This window comes from Mesorhizobium sp. WSM4312 (assembly GCF_002294875.1).
Lineage (GTDB): Bacteria > Pseudomonadota > Alphaproteobacteria > Rhizobiales > Rhizobiaceae > Mesorhizobium.
Genome location: NZ_NSFU01000001.1, coordinates 228,990 through 246,709 on the forward strand (window position 1 = coordinate 228,990; position 17,720 = coordinate 246,709).

Genomic DNA, 17,720 nt, shown 5'->3' on the forward strand with positions numbered 1-17,720 from the left:
TCAGGCAAACACTTCGGCCTCGGCGAGCACCGGCGCCTTGAGGTCCTTGTCCGAAAGCTGGTATCCGCCAGCCACCGAAGGCCATTCGATGCCGATGACGGCATCGTCGAAGCGGACAGACCGATCGTGCTCGGGCGAATAGGTGTCGGTAACCTTATAGAGAACCTCGGTGTCGGGCACGAGCGTCACAAAGCCATGGGCGAAACCCTTGGGCACCAGGATCTGATTGCCCTTTTCGGCGGTAATTTCGAGCGCAACCCATTTTCCGAAAGTCGGCGAGCTGCGGCGAATGTCGACCGCGACGTCCAGCAGCGCGCCCCTGATGACGCGCAGCAGCTTGTCCTGGGCCCGCGGCTCGAGCTGGTAGTGAAGCCCTCGCAACACGCCTGCCGTCGCGGAATAGGAGTGGTTGTCCTGCACGAAAACCAAGTCGATGCCTGCCTGCGAAAACCGCTCGGCATTGTAGGTTTCCATGAAGAAGCCGCGTGCATCGCCATGTCGCTTGGGGACGATTTCCAGCACGCCATCGATGCCGAGGGACCTGATCTCCAAAGCTTAGCCCTCCAACAGATCGGCGACGCGCCGCCGCAGATAGGCGGCATATTCATTTTTGCCCAACCGGGTTGCGCGTTGCAGCACTTGCTCTGCCGTCAGCCAGCCCTGCTCGAAGGCGATCTCCTCAGGGCAAGCAACCTTGATGCCCTGCCGATGTTCGATCGTGCGCACGAAAGAAGAGGCTTCGTGCAAACTGTCATGCGTGCCGGTGTCGAGCCAGGCATAGCCACGCCCCAAACGGTGCACATGCAGCTTGCCGCGCTCGAGATAGACATTGTTGACCGCCGTGATCTCGAGCTCGCCACGCGCCGACGGGCGGATCGTCGGGGCGATGTCGACCACGTCATTGTCGTAGAAATAGAGACCGGTGACAGCCCAGTTCGACTTCGGCTTCTGCGGCTTTTCCTCAATCGTCAGCGCGGTTCCGGTCGCCTTATCGAAGGACACGACACCATAGCGCTCGGGATCCTCTACATGGTAGGCGAACACCGAAGCACCCGCCTCGCGCGCAGCGGCGGCGCGGCAAAGCTGCGACAGGCCGTCACCGAAATAGATGTTGTCGCCAAGAATCATCGCGACGCTGTCTTTGCCGATGAAATCCCGGCCGATAATGAAAGCTTCCGCAAGACCATTGGGCTGCGGCTGCTCGGCGTAGGAGAACGCCAGCCCGAACTCCGATCCGTCGCCGAGTAAATCACGAAAAGCCGGCAGATCGCGCGGTGTCGAAACAATCAGAATCTCACGGATTCCCGCGAGCATCAGTACGCTCAGCGGATAATAAATCATCGGCTTGTCGTATATCGGAAGGATTTGCTTAGAGACTGCTAATGTCAGTGGATAAAGACGCGTTCCACTGCCTCCAGCAAGGATAATTCCTTTCAAGAAGCTCTCCTTGACATGCCGAAGCCCCCCAGCCCTGATCGACCGTGCTTAGGTTTCATTCAATGGCTTGTCAATGCGGCACGCGACACAGCAGAGGCCTGTTCCGCACGCAAGGACATGACCTCAGCCACCCTTACCCAAAATACGCCTGGTACCACTCGACGAACCGCCCTACCCCGTCTGATACGGACGTGCCGGGGCGGTAGCCAACAGCCTCCTGCAGCGCGGAAGTGTCGGCGAAGGTGTCCGGTACGTCGCCGGCCTGCAGCGGCAAGAGCTCGATGACGGCCTTGCGGCCAAGCGCGCTTTCCAGCGCCTCGACATAGGCGGTCAGCCTCACCGGATTGTTGTTGCCGATGTTGAAGATACGCCAGGGCGCGGTGCTCGTTGCCGGATCCGGATGGCCGGAATCCCAGGCGGGATTGCTGGCTGCAGGGCTGTCGCTGGTCCGGACCACGCCTTCGGCGATGTCGTCGATATAGGTGAAGTCGCGCGTGTGGTTGCCATTGTTGAACAGCTTGATCGGCTCGCCGGCCAGGATGCTCCTGGTGAACAGGAACAGCGCCATGTCGGGGCGCCCCCAAGGCCCGTACACGGTGAAGAACCGCAGCCCGGTCGTCGGCAACCCGAACAGATGGCTGTAACTGTGCGCCATCAGCTCGTTGGCGCGCTTGGTCGCGGCGTAGAACTGCAGCGGATGATCGGCCGGGCGGTGCTCGGAAAACGGCATGTCGGTGTTGGCGCCGTAAACGCTCGAGGTGCTGGCATAGGTCAGGTGCGCAATGCCGGCATTGCGGCAGGCCTCCAGCATGTTGGTGAAAGCAACGATGTTGCTTTCGACATAGGCGCGCGGGTTTTCCAGGCTGTATCGCACTCCCGCCTGGGCGGCGAGATGGATCACCCGGTCGAAGCCATGATCGGCAAAGCAGCCGTCCACGATTTCTCTGTCGGCAAGATTGCCATGGATGAAATGATAGCCGGCATTGGTGCCTTGGCTGGCTTCGGCCAGCAGCCGCAGCCGCGCCTGCTTGATCCGCGGATCATAATAGTCGTTGACGCTGTCGATGCCGACAACCTCGTCGCCACGCTCCAGGAGCCGCCTGGCGACATGATAGCCTATGAAGCCGGCGGCGCCGGTGACCAGAACCTTCATCGGAAGCGCCCATCCTCGGGAATGGATCCCTGACGTCTATGGCACGCCAATCTTCCTACAGGCCTCAGGAGCGCTTCAGCAGCGACCAGACGGCCGGCACAAGGCTTGCCGCCAGCGCAACCTTGATCAGATCACCAACGATGAACGGCACGACGCCGAACTGCCAGGATTTTTCCGGGCCGATCAGCAGCGCCAGCCAGGCAAAGCCCATCGCCATCATCACCACTTCGGCGACCAGCATAGCGTTGAAAAGCTTGATCGGGTGGCGATCCCAGCCGCGATCCGCGGCCCAGCCGACAATCGCCGCCATGACGACAAAGCCCGCGAGATAGCCACCCGTCGGACCAACCATGTAGGCAAGGCCAATGCCCTTCTCCGGTGTGCCCTGGAAGACCGGGAAGCCCATCGCGCCCTCCGCCATATAGAGCAGCAGCGTGGCGACGCCGAGGCGCAGCCCGAAGGTGGCGGCGATCAGCAAGACGGCCAGCGTCTGCATCGAGATGTCGACCGGCCCCAGCACAACCTTGGTCTTGGCCGACAGGGTCAGCAGTAGCGTTCCGGCGATCGCCAGGAAAAGCTGTGTTGCCAGCCGCGCCGCGCCTTCCTGCGGCAAAGCCAGAGAAACAAGCGGGCGCATCGTGGTTGCAGTTGCCATGGTCTTCCCCAATCCGGTCCAGCGCGATCCGATAATCGCGATCCTGCGTTTTCCTATATTGGCTTGCGTGCTATGCGGCAATCGGTTTTGCCGTTCCGGGAACAATGTGCCGACATGGCTCTCAAATTCGATACCAGCTTCGATCCGCACTACGGCCAGGGCGTGAACGTCGGCCCGGACGTGCAGCGCGTCACGGTCCGGAACCCCAGCCCCTTCACCTTTCATGGCACCAACAGTTATGTCGTCGGGCGCGACACGCTGGCGGTAATCGATCCCGGGCCAGATGACGAGGCGCATCTTCAGACCTTGCTCGGCGTGATCGCCGGCAGGCCGGTCAGCCATATCTTCGTCAGCCACACGCATCGCGACCATTCCCCGCTGGCGGCCCGACTGAAGGAGCGCACCGGCGCCTTGGTGATGGCGGAAGGGCCGCACCGGCCGGCGAGGCCACTGCATATCGGCGAGACCAATGCGCTAGACGCCAGCGCCGACACCGCTTTCATTCCCGACATCGCACTGCCGGACGGCGCGTTGGTGGCCGGCGACGGGTGGGCGATCCGTACGGTTCTGACCCCCGGCCACACCGCCAATCACGCGGTGTTCGCGCTGGAAGAAACCGGCATCCTGTTTTCGGCCGATCATGTCATGGCGTGGGCGACATCGATTGTCGCGCCGCCGGACGGGGCCATGGCCGACTACATGGCATCGCTGGACCGCCTGATCGAGCGCGACGACCGCCTGCTGCTGCCTGGGCACGGCGGGCCGGTCGCCAAGCCGCGCGCTTTCATGCGGGGATTGAAGACGCATCGCAAAATGCGCGAGCGGGCCATATTGGAGCGGGTCAGAGCCGGGGACCGGACGGTTCCCGACATGGTCAAGGCGATCTACAGGGATACAGATCCCCGGTTGCATGGCGCCGCAGGACTGTCGGTGCTTGCCCATCTCGAGGACCTGGTGGCGCGCGGCGTGGTGTCGACGGATGCCGCCCCCGCCATCGACGGTATTTTCACGCCGGCTGGCTAATCCAAGACCTCGCCACGACCTTGCAATTGCCCTGCCTCAGAACCGGCTGGACCGTTCTTCTGGCTGAGGCGACTTCAAACCTTGGCAAGAGCATTCCGGATTGGCCGGGAGTCGTGCGGCGGTTTCCAGCGCGACCCGCGAGGCCGTCATGGACAGGTTCGGCAACACGTCTTCCTGCAGCAATTGCTGGCGATTGCGGTCCATATAGTCGTTGAAGCCTGCCGTCACGAACGCCAAAGGCACAAAACACGCGCCGATCTCGCGGGACAAAGTGGCCTCGGGCGCTATCGAATGGTTGAGCACGTCCGCCCCCATGCCGCGGAACGCCAGGGCCTCGGCCGGGGTCGTCAGCCGCGGCCCGTAACAGTGGCCAGCAACCAGTTGCTGTTCGATGCCATGAACACGGCATCCGGCCGGCCAATGACGGCGGGCGGTTTCGACCAACAATGCCGCGCATCTCGGGCAAACGATCTGCTTGCCCGAACAGTCGAAGCTCTGTCGGCCGGGAAGCAGCGAAAACGGCGTCTGCGTCAGTTCGATGATATCAGCGTTCACCACCATGTCGCCGGGCTTGATCGCCTTGTTGACGGCGCCAATGGTCGAACAGGACAGGACTTGCCTTACACCCGCGCTCATCAACACCCAGAACGCGCGGCGATGAAAGGAATGGTCGATATGGTCGCGGGGATTGCCGTGCGAATACATGCACAAGGCACGTTTCGGCTTGCCTTCGACGGTGATCGACGCATCGAACTCGAGCAGCTTCCAGTTGTCGGTGCGGCCGAAAGGCGTTTCAAAACTCATGTCGCGCTGCAAGGTGCGCACGCCATCGACCTGGACATCTTCAGGGAAGGCAAGCCCCCAGTTTGCCGACCCGGTGATGATCGCCAACCCCACCTGGGGTATGTCCGTTGATTGATCCGCAGCAGCACCGGCTGCTTGACGATCTGTAGGCATGTTTCCAGTCTCTGTCAGGATTTTTGGCGAAGGCTCACGATCAGGACGGCGACCAGGACGATGACGGTCCACAAGGTCGAGATCGCCGCAATGGTCGGATCGATCTGGTCGCGCAGCGACAGGAACATGAGCTTCGGCAGGGTGCTGTTGCGACCACTGGCGACGAAGATCGAAATCACAGACTCGTCGAGCGACGTCAGGAAGGCCATCAGTGTTGCCGACAACAGACTGATCTGAAGTTGCGGGACGATTATCCCGCCAATAGCTCTCGCCCAGTTTGCGCCGAGGCTGCGCGCCGCCTGAACCTGGTTCCAGTCAAAGCGGGCCAGAGCGGGCAACAACACAATGCAGGCGACTGGAATGGCCAGCACCACATGCCCGACCAGCACGCCGAACAGCGTTCCGACCAGACGTTGCGCCGCCAGCACAAAGAAGAGACCGATCGCAAGCAGGATGCCCGGCACGATGGACGGGGTGAGCAGAGCGCCCTGAATGGCCAAGGCGGTCCTTCCTCCGAGCCGGTTGATCGAGATGCAGGCCAGCAGCGCCAGGGGCACTGCGAGCGTCGCCGTCAACGTCCCAAGGATCAGGCTCGTCCTGAGCCCGGCCATCCATGTCGCCGAACCGAAGAAATTCTCGTACCAGCGCAACGAGTATGCGCGCGGCGGAAACTCGAGGAGATCGGACGCTGAAAAGGAGAGCGGCACTACCACCAGCGTCGGCAGCATCAGGAACGCCAATACGAGCGCGCAAAAGCTCCATAGGAGAATGCGGGCCAGCCTGTTGTCTGGATAGGCTTCAAGCATGGGCCGTACCGAATTTGTTGCGCGCCATCAGTCGGCGCGCCACCAGGAACATCACGCCGATCAGCGCCATAAGAACGAGGAGCAGAATGCCCAGGACGCTCGCCGACCCCCAGTCCTGAAAGGTCGACAGCGTGCGCTCGATGCGGATGGAGAGAGGATTTACCTTGCCGCCGCCCAGCACCGCCGGCGTGATGAAGAAGCCTATGGTGTAGATGAAAACGATCATCGAACCCGAGAAGATGCCGCCGGCCGAAAGGGGCAGGATGACGGTGCGGATCGTTTGCGCAAGTGTGGCTCCCATGCTGGCCGAGGCGCGAACAAGGTTGGCGTCGATATCGCGCATGGCGGCATAAACGGGCAGCAGAAAGAGCGGCAGCATATAGTGAACCATGCCGATCAGCGTTCCGGTGAAATTGTAGACCAGCGGCAATGGCTCCGCTGTCAGGCCCGAACCTGTCAAGGCCGTGTTGATCAGGCCTTCGCGGCGCAACAGCACCAGCCAGCCATAGGTGCGGACCAGAATGGAGGTCCACAACGGCAGCATGACGAAGGCCATCAGCAAATTGGCGACCCTTGGTCTGGCGCTGGCCAGAGCGAGCGCCAGGGGGGTGCCGAGAAGAATGCAGAACGCCAGCGTGCCAAAGGACAGCTCAACGGTTGTCACGAGTGCCGCCCATGTCAACCCGCTGGACAGCACCTTCTCGTAATTGCCGACGCTGTATTCGCCCCCTGTGGTCAGGAAGGATTGCCGGATGATCCAAACGATGGGCAGTATTGCCGCCAGTCCTACGATGAAAAGCGCAGGCAGTGAAAGCGAGAGGAAGAACCGCCGCTCGCGTCGAGCGTCTGCCGCCAGCGCAGGATCGGCAAGGACGGTCACGCTACCGCTCCCGGTATCGCGTGAACTTTCGCTGCTGGCGCATAGGCGGTCACCCGCTGACCGGTGGCGAGTTCGGCGCAGCCGCCGGCAAGTGCGGACGGTATGCAGACCAGGACCTCCTGGCCGCCATCAAGCGCCAGCGTCAAAAGCCAGTTCTCGCCGCGAAACGCCTTGGAGCGCAGCGTTCCCTCAAGCGCCACACCGTCTCGTCCGACGATTTTCGCATCAAGATGGAAGCTTTCCGCGCGAATCATCAGGGTCTCGCGTGACGCATCGGCGCCGTCGATTCTGCGTGCTGCTCCTGGGGCCACAATGTTGGCCTCGCCCATGAACTCCGCGACGAAGCGGGTCGATGGACGATCATAGATCTGCTGTGGCGTATCGATCTGCTGAATGCGGCCGGAGTTCATCACCGCAACCCGGTCTGACATGATCAGTGCTTCGCGCTGGTCATGCGTCACATAAATGGTGGTGATCCCGAGATCATCGTGCAGACGCCTGATTTCGTACTGCATGGTTTCGCGCAGATTCTTGTCGAGCGCCGACAGCGGCTCGTCCATCAGCATCACGCGTGGCTCAAAGACGATCGCCCGCGCCAACGCTACCCGCTGGCGCTGTCCGCCGGACAATGCGGCAATGTCGCGCTCCGCCAGACCGTCCAGCTTGACGCGGGCCAAGGCGTCAAGCGCTCGCCGACGCGCCTCCGCTTTCGGTGTCTTGCGCAGTGCCAACGGATATTCGACGTTCGCCAGGACGTTCATGTGTGGAAACAGGGCATAGTTCTGAAAGACTATGCCGATGTCGCGCTTGTTGGGAGCCAGGCGGGTGATGTCCCGATCCCCCAACAGAAGCTTGCCGGAATCGGGCCGGACAAACCCGGCCAGAGCCATGAGCAAAGTGGTCTTGCCCGACCCGGATGGCCCCAGCAATGTGAGGAATTCGCCAGCCCGAATGTCGAGTGAGACATCATCCAGCGCGACGTAAGACCCATAGGCCTTGCGCACGCTGTCGATGGTGATCGGGAGCGACTTCATCATGTGCTGCAACCCTGGAGTTGACGAATTCGAGGCTCAGCGGTTCATCATTTCATCGAAGGCTTTTTGGGCGGCCTCGCCGTTCTTGACCCACCAATCCGCGTTCGAGAACACCGAAGTTCCGGCATTTTCAGGCGCGGTCGCCAAGGTCTTCAGACGGTCCTGAGGAATAAGGCCACCCTCATAGCCGGCAGGATTGACCGGGCCATAGGCGATGAAGTCGGTCAGCTTCGCCACGCGCGCGGGCTGCGTCATCGCCGCGATGAGCTTCATGGCTGCTTCCTTGTTCGGCGCTCCCTTCGGCACCGCCAGGCAGTCCGTGCCGATAACCGAACCCTTGAACGTGTAGTCAACCGTGCCGCCATCGGCCTTCACGGTCTGCGCCCGGCCGTTCCAAGTCACGACCAGATCCGCCTCGCCGTCTTTCAGCAACTGCGCCGACTGCGCTCCGGAGGTCCACCACACGGAGACATTCGGCTTGATCGCCTCAAGCCGCTTGATGGCGCGATCCAGACCCTCTGGCGTGCTGAGCACGGGATAGACGTCCGCCGGCGCCACGCCGTCGGACAGCAGCGCGATCTCTATCAGATCCTGCGCATTGGCGCGCAGGGCGCGACGGCCCGGGAATTTGGCGACGTCCCAGAACTCAGCCCAGGTCTTCGGCGGGTTCTCGCCATAGGTCTTGGTGTTCCACGACATGACGGTGCCATAGGAGTCGAACGGATAGCAGTAGTCGGACTTTGCGCCGTCCGGCACGGACTTTGGATCGATGATCTTGTAGTCGAGCGGCTCCAGCAGAGACTGTGCGGCCGCCTGCGCGCCTTCCGGTGAGCCCAGGTGAATGATGTCTGTCGAGACCGCACCCGAGGTGACCTGCATCTTCAGGGCAGCCAGGCCGTCGCTCTGCGTCTCCTCGCGGACGTCGTAGCCAAGCTCCTTTGCAGCGGGGCCCCACATAGCCGTTTTCACGGCGTTGCCATAATCGCCGCCCGCGGTCGTGATGGTTACCGTCTGAGCACAGACGGGCAAGGCAGCGGTGACTGCGATTGCGGCCAAGGAAATGCGTAGCCAGGACATAGGTTCTCCTCCTAGGATTCATCGAAATGTCGCTCAAAAGAGCTATTTTCTTTTAATCGTAACGTTACGATTGCATCCAAAGGCGCCAGAGTCAAGGCGCTTTAGCAAGAGCTTGGATTGACCGTGAGGTGGAATCCGGTAACGTTGCGACGGTCAGCAAAATCAGCCGGCGCATTCGCAAATGAAGTCAGGCGACAATGGCCAATCTAAAACAGCTCGCGGCGGAACTTTCCCTTTCGGTGACCACGGTGTCGCGCGCTCTCAAGGACGGGCCGGAAGTGCATCCCTCGACCATGGCGCGCGTCAAGGAGGTGGCAAGGCGGGTCGGCTATGTCCCAAATCATCACGGTCGCGCGCTCAAAACCGGACGAACCCTGACGCTGACGGCAGTGCTGCCGATGGAAACGCGCGACTACCTCTCCGACCTGGCGAAGCTTCCCTTGATCGAGGGCATGACGCTGGCGACGAGGAGAGCGGGTTATAGTCTATCCATCTATTCCACCACGCCCGACGACGATCCCGTCGAAAGCGTGCAGCGTCTGCTTCAGGCGCGCAGCGCGGACGGCCTGATCATCACGCGCATGGTCTCGGACGATCCGCGCGTCAAGCTACTGCTGGATGAACGCATCCCGTTCGTGGCGTTTGGAAGAACCGACCTGGACATCGCGTATCCCTACGTCGATATCGACAATGAACAGATTGCCTACGAGGCCACCCGACGGCTCATGGACAAGGGCTGTCAACGCATTGCGCTGCAGCTTCTCGTTCCGGAGGATCAGGCGAGTGTCATGCGTCTTGCAGGCTATGCAAGGGCGATGGCCGAGGCCGGTATTCCGCTCGACCCATCGCTGATCGGTCATGGCACGCTCACGATGGAATCGAGCGCTGCATGGTTCGATCACCTGCTGGCGTCGTCAGATCCGCCGACCGGCCTGGCATGCGCCAACGAACTGGGCCTGCTGGGAGCATTGCACGCTCTCGGCAGGCGCGGTCTTGAGCCTGGCCGCGACGTCCACATCGTCACGCGCGACAACACCCGGCTGGCGCGCTTCCTGCCGGCGAAGATCGGCGTTCATTCCGTAGACATGGCAGACGTCGGGCACAAACTTATCGAAGTCCTCGAGAGCCGGATCGCCAATCCGCTTGGTCCAGTCGCGACGATCTTGCTGCAAGGCAGGTTCGAGCCGGCCGAATAGTCCATTCGCAGACTGAAGCCACATTTGTGCGGCACGGCGCAAATCCGCCTGGCCCAAGATGTTCTGGACTTCACTCGGCAGGCGCCGCCCCGACCTGGCCGGCGACTTCCTGATCCAGTTCCGCCAGGAAATCGGTGATGCGCGAGGCATTGTCGCCGAGGTCGTAGCGGCCGTAACGCGAAGCCGACCGCATATCGACGATCACGCTATCGCCATTGTCCGTCACGCGGATCGCCACATCGGCCGGAAGTCCGAGCACGAAGCCCTTGGCGACAGCGGTAATGGTCACGTCGCTTTGCCCGGCAAGGTCGGGATAGGGTTCGGAAAGATCCCAGCTGCGCCGGTCGAGCACGGTTTCGACGGCATTGACGATGGTCTCGAATGGCAGGTCGTAGCTGCGCGCGGTGACCAGCGGATAGCTGTCGGCCTGCAGCCTCTGTTCGCCCGGCGTCGATGGGGACAGCACATTCATGTCCTTGGTCCGCTCGCTGACGTCGAGCGCGGGCGGCTCATCGAAATCAGTCGAAATGTCCCTGAGCGGCGGGTAGATCGTCGCCCAGTAGGCGGCAACGCCATAGGGAACCAGCACCAGCATTGCCAGCAAGGCGCCGACGGTCAGGTCGCGGCCGCCGCGATCCCCGAATTTCCATAGTCTCGAAAAGGCGAAGGCGGCGAACAGCAGCGCCAGCGCCGCCAGCAACGCGACGATGCCGAGCACCCACAGGAACACCGGCGTTTCGACGAGATCGAAGCGGTGGCCGACGAAGTCGGTCAGCAAAAGCACCGCTGAAAACGCGGCCGTGCGGCGCGACCAGCCGGCAGCCTTCGACGTTCGCCGTTCGGGAATGCTAACCATGGTTCTCTGCGTTGCCCCAGCCCGGACGGAGGTTTAGTGCCTTTTCGCGGCGGCTTGAAGCCGAAACACGCAACATCCCCTCAATCCGTCGGCAGGCGGTAGTCCCTGAACTGCTGGCGCAAGGTGATCTTCTGGATCTTGCCGGTCGCGGTATGCGGTATTTCGCCGACGAAAGCGACATCGTCGGGCATCCACCACTTGGCCACCTTGCCGTCCATGAAGCCGAGAATATCCGCCTTGGTCGGCTCCTTGCCCGGCTTGGCGACGACGACCAGCAAGGGCCGCTCGCCCCATTTCGAATGATGGACGCCGATGGCCGCGGCTTCCGCGACGTCCGGGTGGCCGACGGCCAGGTTCTCGAGCTCGATGGTCGAAATCCATTCGCCGCCGGACTTGATGACGTCCTTGGCGCGATCGGTGATCTGCATGTAGCCGCCGGCGTCGATGTGAGCGACGTCGCCAGTGTCGAACCACCCGTCCTCGTCGAACTGCCCGGAGCCAACACCGCCATAGTAGGCGCGGGCAACGGCCGGTCCGCGCACTTTCAAACGGCCAAATGTCTTTCCATCCCAGGGCTGCGCGTTGCCGTCGTCGTCGGTCACCTTCATTTCGACGCCGAAGGGCGGATAGCCCTGTTTCTGCTGCACATCGAGCCGGGCTTCACCCTGGAGACCGGCATAGTCCGGCTTCAAGGTACACAATGTGCCGAGCGGCGACATTTCGGTCATGCCCCAGGCGTGGATGACCTGGACGTCGTAGTTCTCCTGAAACTTGGTCATGATCGCGCGTGGACAGGCAGAACCGCCGATGACGACCTTGTTCAGATAGGGAAGCTTCTTGCCGGTCTCCTCCAGATATTGCAGCAGCATCATCCAGACGGTCGGCACGGCGGCGCTGAAGGTCACCTTCTCGGTGTCGAGCAATTCATAGATCGAGGCGCCGTCCATCTTGCAGCCGGGCATGACCAGCTTGGCGCCGATCATCGGCCCGCTCTGGCCAAGGCCCCAGGCATTGGCGTGGAACATCGGCACAACCGGCAGGATCGTGTCGCGCGACGACAGGCCCATCGCGTCGGGCATGGCGGCGATCATGGCGTGCAGCACGTTCGAGCGGTGGCTGTAGACGACGCCCTTGGGATCGCCTGTGGTGCCTGATGTATAGCACATGCCGGCTGCGGTGCCTTCGTCGAAAGTCTTCCAGGCGAAGTCGCCATCGACCTCGTCAAGCCAGTCCTCATAGGCGACGGCATTGGGCAAGGTCGTCTGCGGCATGTGCGCCTTGTCGGTCAGCACGATCACCTTCTTCAGCGATTTGACGGCACCGACGATCTTCTCCAGCAGCGGTATGAAGGTGAGGTCGACGAAGACGGCCTTGTCCTCGGCATGGTTCATGATCCAGACGATCTGCTCGGGAAACAGGCGCGGATTGAGCGTGTGATAGATCGCGCCGACCCCCATGATGCCGTACCAGGCCTCGAGGTGGCGCGCCGTGTTCCAGGCCAGCGTGGCGATGCGGTCGCCCAACCCGTAACCGTCCCGCTCCAGCCGCTGGGCGACCTTGAGAGAACGACGATGGAGGTCGGCATAGGTGGTGCGCACGATCGGCCCCTCGATCGAGCGCGACACGATCTCGCGCACTCCATGCTGCCGTTCGGCGTTGTCGATAAGCTTGTGGCACAGCAGCGGCCATTCCTGCATCAGCCCCAGCATCCGGTTTCCTCCCTCGCGCATTTTGCGTCGTAGCTTTGGCGCATTGTGAAGCGAACCGGCGGATTGTCCAGTCACCCGCTCGCGCGGGACACGAATTTCGGGACCCGTGCCGCAACGGCAAGCGGTTGAATTTTGACATGTTTTGGATTTTGGACTGCTGGGCATTCGTGCCACCGCGATGGCAGGAGGGTCAAAAACATGTCAGCCGCGACGGTGTCCTATGCCACGAAATGACCGGGAAATCCGCCACAATCCGGCCATCGTCGGCGTTAAGCTTCGTTAACGGGTAAAGGGGGCGATTGGCGACTGAAAGAGGTTCGCATGGACACGCAGCTCGACGAAAAAGCCCTTGAGAGCACACTTGCCGAAAGCCTGGCCGATCTGGTGCCGGACGAAAAGACTGTTTCCGAAGACGAATTTGTTGAAGTTGTCGGCGGCGCGCTTGAAGCGGTCGGCGGCACGCTGCTGTTCAAGATGTGCGTCCAGAACGAAGGGGAAGGCCAGCACGTCGCGGCCGCATCCGTCGGCGCTGGAGGCAATCGCCAGTTCCTGCTGCTCACCTTGCCGACCGGCGGCGGCTCGCTGAAAGTCGAGACCGTTTCCAGAAGCAGCAACCCGGTTGCGGGCATCGCGGCCGCCTATGCCGGACTGATGGACGCATTCAAGACCGCGGCCTGAGCCTCGGCTGACGCTCGAAAGCCCTGTCGTGCCACGCCTCGGCGATTGGCGCGCCTGTTTTCGTGATCCGAACCCACCTTGCGCAACAGCTGTGCCCGCCACACTTTAAGGGGCCACGCAAGGAGAACCAGCATGGACAAGATCGCCAATCCGGCCCCCGGCTTCCAGCGCAACCCCGACAAGATCATCACCATCGAGCCCTATATCGGCACCGTCACGGTGCGCGCCGGCGATACGGTCATCGCGTCGTCCACCAAGGCCAAGGTGCTGACCGAAGCGCCCTATCCCGCCGTCTTCTACATTCCGTTCGCCGACATCGATTTCGACAGGCTGAGCGGCACCGAACACTCGACCCATTGCCCCTACAAGGGCGATGCCAGCTATTGGAGCGTGCTGCCTGCCGGCGAAACCGGTCAGAATGCGATGTGGGCTTACGAGCGGCCTTTCGACGAAATGACCGAAATCCGCGACCACGGTGCGTTCTACGCCAGCAAGGTCACGATCGAAGCCAAGCCGGGTTGAGCAAGAGTCAGCTCCAGCACGTGCTGCGGGATCAGTCCGTGGTACCGTGATTGCCCGTGCCGTCGGCGTCGTCGAGGCGCACGAAGGTCACGCCTTTGGCCTTCAGCGCCAGCAGACCCTGCACCACGCCCTCGCCGGCGGCGTGGGTCGGCTGGTTGATGTGTGAGATGATGACGTCGCCGTCCTTGGCCGCGGCGATGCGCCTGGCGGTTTCCTTGGCGCCGAGCAGCGAACCGCCATCGCCATTGATCGAGAAGCCGGCAATCTTGAAGCCGAGCTTGCGGATCATCGCGATCGCCGAGGGGCTATATTCGGCGGTTGCACCGCGGAACCATTTGGGCGCCGGCTCACCGGTCCTGGCAAGCGCCGCGGCCCCTGACTCGACTTCGGCCAGCACGGCATCCGGGCTTCCGGCGCTCTTTATGCCATAGATTTTTTGCGGCGAGTCGACCGCCGGAATGTGGCGGCCGCCGTGATTTTCCAGTTCGAAAAGGTCAGGATGCGCCCGCATGATCTCGACGGCCGCCGCATTGCGCTTCAGCCAGATTCCGGTGACGAAAATGGTGGCGGGGATCTTGTTTTCCACCAGCGCCGAGAGAATGCGCGTGTCGGTCTGTCCGTCGCAGGCGTCGAGCGTGAGCGCAACGCGGCCCACTCCGCTCGCCGCGGGCTTGATGTGCAGCGTGGGCTCGACCAGCGTCGCGGCATGGGCACTGCATACAGCCACCAACGACATGGCGATCGTGCAGAGATGTCTTTGCAGCAGACGCATCAAACCGAATTCCTGATTGGCGATTTCAAGCCGGCATCCAAAGACCCGCATAAAGGCGGAAATCGGACGATGGATAGCAGAAAAATGCATGGCGCGGCAATTTGACCGCACTGGTGCAAGCGCCATTCGGTAGCCTGACGATCAGTCGTCCTTCAGACAGCACGCTCCCGCTTCATCTCGGTGCGATTGCGCAATGCCTTGATCTCCCTATCCGCGCTCCGCTTTCGCCACCTGTACCGCGGCCTGCGCGGCCGCCAGCCTGGCGATCGGCACGCGATAGGGTGAGCACGACACATAGTCGAGCCCGACCTCCTCGCAGAAGCGGATCGATGCCGGGTCGCCGCCATGTTCGCCGCAGATGCCGAGCTTGATGTCGGGGCGTGTCGCCCTGCCCTTCTGCGCGGCCATGCGCACCAGTTCGCCGACGCCATCGATGTCGAGCGAGACGAACGGATCCTGCTCGATGATGCCTTTCTGGCGGTAGGTCTCCAGGAACGAGGCCGCATCGTCGCGAGAGATGCCGAACGTGGTCTGCGTGAGGTCGTTGGTGCCGAAGGAGAAGAACTCGGCTGTAGCGGCAATGACATGGGCACGGATCGCCGCGCGCGGCAGCTCAATCATGGTGCCGGTCAGGTAATCGATCTTGACGCCGCTCTCATCCATGACGCTCTTGGCGACCGCATCGATGCGCGCCTTGACGTAGTCGAGTTCCTTCACCAGGCCGACCAGCGGCACCATGATCTCGGGCACAACCAGCGCGCCGGCCTTCTGGCCGGCCTCGACTGCAGCCTCGAAAATGGCGCGTGCCTGCATCTCGGCGATCTCGGGATAGGAGACGGCCAGCCTGCAGCCGCGATGGCCAAGCATCGGATTGAATTCGTGCAAGGCCTCGGTGCGCTGCCTGAGCTTGTCGGGCGACACATTCATGACGGCCGCGACCTCGGCGATTTCGGCCTCGGTCTTGGGCAGGAATTCGTGCAGCGGCGGATCGAGCAGGCGGATCGTCACCGGCAGGCCGGCCATGATCTCGAACAGTTCCAGGAAATCCGAGCGCTGCATGGGCAGAAGCTTGGCAAGGGCGGCACGCCGGTCCTTCTCGGTGTCGGCCAGGATCATCTCGCGCATGGCGACGATGCGGGCACCGTCGAAGAACATGTGCTCGGTGCGGCAAAGTCCGATGCCCTCGGCGCCGAAGGAACGCGCCATGCGGGCATCGAGCGGCGTTTCGGCGTTGGTGCGCACCTTCATGCGCCGCACCGCGTCGGCCCATTCCATGATCGCGGCGAAATCGCCCGACAGTTCGGGCTGCAGCATCGCCACGGCGCCCTTCAACACCTGGCCGTTGCCGCCGTCGATGGTGATGATGTCGCCCTTGCGAAAGGTCTGTCCCATCGAGAGCAGCGTGCCGGCCTTGTAGTCGACGCGCAGGGACCCGGCGCCCGAGACGCAAGGCTTGCCCATGCCGCGCGCGACGACGGCGGCGTGGCTTGTCATGCCGCCGCGCGTGGTCAGGATGCCCTCGGCCGCATGCATGCCGTGGATATCCTCGGGGCTGGTCTCGATGCGCACCAGGATCGCCTTGCGGCCCTGTGCCTTCAGGTCCTCCGCATCGCCGGAGGAAAAGACGATCTCGCCGGTGGCAGCGCCCGGCGATGCCGGCAGGCCGACGCCGATGACGTCGCGCGCGGCCTTCGGGTCGATGGTCGGGTGCAGCAATTGGTCGAGCGAGGCCGGGTCGATGCGCGCGACGGCTTCCTCCTTCGTGATCAGGCCGTCCCTTGCCATTTCGACGGCAATCTTCAGTGCCGCCTTGGCGGTGCGCTTGCCCGAGCGGGTCTGCAACATCCACAACTTGCCGCGCTCGATGGTGAATTCGAGGTCCTGCATGTCGCGATAGTGCTTTTCCAGGCTGTCGGAGATGGTGACGAAGGACTGGAAGGCATCCGGCATCAGCTTCTGCAGCGACGGCTTGTCGGAGCCGGCGGCGATGCGGGCGGCCTCGGTGATGTTCTGCGGCGTGCGGATGCCGGCGACGACATCCTCACCCTGTGCGTTCACCAGGAATTCGCCATAGAGCTGCTTTTCGCCGGTCGATGGGTTGCGGGTGAAGGCGACGCCGGTGGCCGAAGTCTCGCCCATATTGCCGAACACCATGGCCTGGACGTTGACCGCCGTGCCCCAGCTTTCGGGGATGTCGTGCAGGCGCCGGTAGGTGATGGCGCGGTTGTTCATCCAGCTCGAGAACACCGCGCCGATGGCGCCCCAGAGCTGCTCCTGCGGATCCTGCGGGAACGGCCTGCCGAGCTCTTCCTCGACCTTGGCCTTGTAGAGCGCGATCACGCCTTGCCATTCGATGGCCGTCAGCTCGGTGTCGAGCTCATGGCCGAGGCTTGCCTTCTGGTCTTCGAGGATTTCCTCGAACACCTCGTGATCGAGGCCCATGACGACATCGGAATACATCTGGATGAAGCGGCGGTAGCTGTCATAGGCAAAGCGCGCATCGCCGGAATCGGTGGCCAGCGCCTCGACCGTTTCGTCGTTGAGGCCAAGATTGAGCACAGTGTCCATCATGCCCGGCATCGAGGCGCGAGCCCCGGAGCGCACCGACACCAGCAGCAGCTTCGACGGATCGCCGAACCGGCGCCCGCTCAGCCGGCCGATGTGATCGAGCGCGACCGCGACGTCGCCTTCCAGCCCCGCCGGATAGGCGCGCCCATTGGCATAGTAGGCATTGCAGACCTCGGTGGTGATGGTGAAGCCTGGCGGCACCGGCAGGCCCAGGCTGCACATCTCGGCCAGGTTGGCGCCCTTGCCGCCCAGCAGATTCTTGTCGCCGGCACGGCCTTCCGCCGCACCATCGCCAAAGGTGAAAACCCATTTGGTCATGCTTTGCTCTCCGGTTGCAGGAGATTGGAAAGATTGGCGAAACGGAAGGTTCCACCCTGATCCGACTTTGGAGCGATAT

17 protein-coding genes are annotated in these 17,720 nt (G+C 62.5%); 4 read left to right on the forward strand and 13 right to left on the reverse strand.

What is annotated here, in order from left to right; all coding sequences use genetic code 11:
- The 4 genes from rfbC to CK228_RS01055 form a co-directional block, all read right to left on the reverse strand.
- Positions 1 to 552, reverse strand: a complete 552-nt coding sequence (gene rfbC / locus CK228_RS01040) for a dTDP-4-dehydrorhamnose 3,5-epimerase (protein ID WP_095770851.1) — start codon at positions 550 to 552, stop codon at positions 1 to 3.
- Positions 553 to 555: 3 nt separating this feature from the next.
- Complete coding sequence (gene rfbA, locus CK228_RS01045; RefSeq protein WP_095770852.1) at positions 556 to 1,437, reverse strand: glucose-1-phosphate thymidylyltransferase RfbA; 882 nt, start codon at positions 1,435 to 1,437, stop codon at positions 556 to 558.
- Positions 1,438 to 1,570: 133 nt separating this feature from the next.
- Positions 1,571 to 2,590: an NAD-dependent epimerase gene (locus CK228_RS01050; RefSeq protein WP_095786584.1), complete on the reverse strand. Its 1,020-nt coding sequence runs from the start codon at positions 2,588 to 2,590 to the stop codon at positions 1,571 to 1,573.
- A 64-nt stretch (positions 2,591 to 2,654) separates the two neighbouring features.
- On the reverse strand, positions 2,655 to 3,245 hold the full coding sequence (locus tag CK228_RS01055) for a biotin transporter BioY (RefSeq protein WP_095786585.1): 591 nt from the start codon (positions 3,243 to 3,245) through the stop codon (positions 2,655 to 2,657).
- A 114-nt stretch (positions 3,246 to 3,359) separates the two neighbouring features.
- Here CK228_RS01055 and CK228_RS01060 point away from each other — a divergent pair, with 114 nt between their 5' ends.
- A complete protein-coding gene (locus CK228_RS01060) occupies positions 3,360 to 4,268 on the forward strand; it encodes an MBL fold metallo-hydrolase (protein WP_095786586.1) in 909 nt (302 codons plus the stop codon).
- Positions 4,269 to 4,304: 36 nt separating this feature from the next.
- On the opposite strand, the gene CK228_RS01065 is transcribed toward CK228_RS01060, so the two are convergent.
- From CK228_RS01065 to CK228_RS01085, 5 genes are all read right to left on the reverse strand, one after another.
- Positions 4,305 to 5,165 carry a 5'-methylthioadenosine phosphorylase gene (locus CK228_RS01065; RefSeq protein ID WP_245437957.1) on the reverse strand — a complete coding sequence of 287 codons (861 nt, stop codon included), beginning with the start codon at positions 5,163 to 5,165 and terminating at the stop codon, positions 4,305 to 4,307.
- A gap of 74 nt (positions 5,166 to 5,239) precedes the next feature.
- On the reverse strand, positions 5,240 to 6,031 hold the full coding sequence (locus CK228_RS01070) for an ABC transporter permease (RefSeq protein ID WP_095786588.1): 792 nt from the start codon (positions 6,029 to 6,031) through the stop codon (positions 5,240 to 5,242).
- Positions 6,024 to 6,911: an ABC transporter permease gene (locus CK228_RS01075; RefSeq protein WP_095786589.1), complete on the reverse strand. Its 888-nt coding sequence runs from the start codon at positions 6,909 to 6,911 to the stop codon at positions 6,024 to 6,026. Before CK228_RS01075 ends, CK228_RS01070 begins: the two co-directional genes overlap by 8 nt.
- Entirely contained in the window at positions 6,908 to 7,945 is a 1,038-nt protein-coding gene (locus tag CK228_RS01080; protein ID WP_095786882.1) for an ABC transporter ATP-binding protein, read from the reverse strand. The genes CK228_RS01075 and CK228_RS01080 overlap by 4 nt, the downstream gene beginning before the upstream one ends.
- Positions 7,946 to 7,981: 36 nt before the next feature.
- Positions 7,982 to 9,022: an ABC transporter substrate-binding protein gene (locus CK228_RS01085; RefSeq protein ID WP_095786590.1), complete on the reverse strand. Its 1,041-nt coding sequence runs from the start codon at positions 9,020 to 9,022 to the stop codon at positions 7,982 to 7,984.
- Between the two features lie 239 nt (positions 9,023 to 9,261).
- On the opposite strand from CK228_RS01085, the gene CK228_RS01090 reads away from it, so the two are divergent.
- Positions 9,262 to 10,218, forward strand: a complete 957-nt coding sequence (locus tag CK228_RS01090) for a LacI family DNA-binding transcriptional regulator (protein WP_245437668.1) — start codon at positions 9,262 to 9,264, stop codon at positions 10,216 to 10,218.
- 70 nt (positions 10,219 to 10,288) lie between these two features.
- Here the strand turns inward: CK228_RS01090 and CK228_RS01095 are convergent, their stop codons facing one another.
- On the reverse strand, positions 10,289 to 11,074 hold the full coding sequence (locus tag CK228_RS01095; protein ID WP_095786592.1) for a DUF1499 domain-containing protein: 786 nt from the start codon (positions 11,072 to 11,074) through the stop codon (positions 10,289 to 10,291).
- Between the two features lie 80 nt (positions 11,075 to 11,154).
- Positions 11,155 to 12,783, reverse strand: coding sequence for a fatty-acid--CoA ligase (locus CK228_RS01100; RefSeq protein ID WP_095770959.1), 1,629 nt, complete (start codon positions 12,781 to 12,783; stop codon positions 11,155 to 11,157).
- Between the two features lie 321 nt (positions 12,784 to 13,104).
- Between CK228_RS01100 and CK228_RS01105 the strand changes: the two genes are divergently transcribed.
- Together CK228_RS01105 and CK228_RS01110 are read left to right on the forward strand one after the other, a co-directional pair.
- The gene (locus CK228_RS01105; RefSeq protein WP_095770960.1) at positions 13,105 to 13,461 is read left to right on the forward strand and encodes a hypothetical protein; all 357 of its coding nucleotides are present in this window, start codon (positions 13,105 to 13,107) and stop codon (positions 13,459 to 13,461) included.
- Positions 13,462 to 13,593: 132 nt separating this feature from the next.
- Positions 13,594 to 13,983: a DUF427 domain-containing protein gene (locus tag CK228_RS01110; RefSeq protein WP_095770961.1), complete on the forward strand. Its 390-nt coding sequence runs from the start codon at positions 13,594 to 13,596 to the stop codon at positions 13,981 to 13,983.
- A gap of 31 nt (positions 13,984 to 14,014) precedes the next feature.
- Here the strand turns inward: CK228_RS01110 and CK228_RS01115 are convergent, their stop codons facing one another.
- Entirely contained in the window at positions 14,015 to 14,755 is a 741-nt protein-coding gene (locus CK228_RS01115) for a polysaccharide deacetylase family protein (protein ID WP_095786883.1), read from the reverse strand.
- Between the two features lie 207 nt (positions 14,756 to 14,962).
- Complete coding sequence (gene ppdK, locus CK228_RS01120) at positions 14,963 to 17,641, reverse strand: pyruvate, phosphate dikinase (protein WP_095786593.1); 2,679 nt, start codon at positions 17,639 to 17,641, stop codon at positions 14,963 to 14,965.
- Between the last annotated feature and the right edge of the window lie 79 nt (positions 17,642 to 17,720).

Coding starts and splice junctions, on each gene's coding strand:
- CK228_RS01050 (WP_095786584.1), bottom strand. CDS start 2,590: ATGAAGGTTCTGGTCACCGGCGCCGCCGGCTTCATAGGCTATCATGTC.
- CK228_RS01055 (WP_095786585.1), bottom strand. CDS start 3,245: ATGGCAACTGCAACCACGATGCGCCCGCTTGTTTCTCTGGCTTTGCCG.
- CK228_RS01060 (WP_095786586.1), top strand. CDS start 3,360: ATGGCTCTCAAATTCGATACCAGCTTCGATCCGCACTACGGCCAGGGC.
- CK228_RS01070 (WP_095786588.1), bottom strand. CDS start 6,031: ATGCTTGAAGCCTATCCAGACAACAGGCTGGCCCGCATTCTCCTATGG.
- CK228_RS01080 (WP_095786882.1), bottom strand. CDS start 7,945: ATGAAGTCGCTCCCGATCACCATCGACAGCGTGCGCAAGGCCTATGGG.
- CK228_RS01085 (WP_095786590.1), bottom strand. CDS start 9,022: ATGTCCTGGCTACGCATTTCCTTGGCCGCAATCGCAGTCACCGCTGCC.
- CK228_RS01095 (WP_095786592.1), bottom strand. CDS start 11,074: ATGGTTAGCATTCCCGAACGGCGAACGTCGAAGGCTGCCGGCTGGTCG.
- CK228_RS01100 (WP_095770959.1), bottom strand. CDS start 12,783: ATGCTGGGGCTGATGCAGGAATGGCCGCTGCTGTGCCACAAGCTTATC.
- CK228_RS01105 (WP_095770960.1), top strand. CDS start 13,105: ATGGACACGCAGCTCGACGAAAAAGCCCTTGAGAGCACACTTGCCGAA.
- CK228_RS01110 (WP_095770961.1), top strand. CDS start 13,594: ATGGACAAGATCGCCAATCCGGCCCCCGGCTTCCAGCGCAACCCCGAC.
- CK228_RS01115 (WP_095786883.1), bottom strand. CDS start 14,755: ATGCGTCTGCTGCAAAGACATCTCTGCACGATCGCCATGTCGTTGGTG.
- ppdK (WP_095786593.1), bottom strand. CDS start 17,641: ATGACCAAATGGGTTTTCACCTTTGGCGATGGTGCGGCGGAAGGCCGT.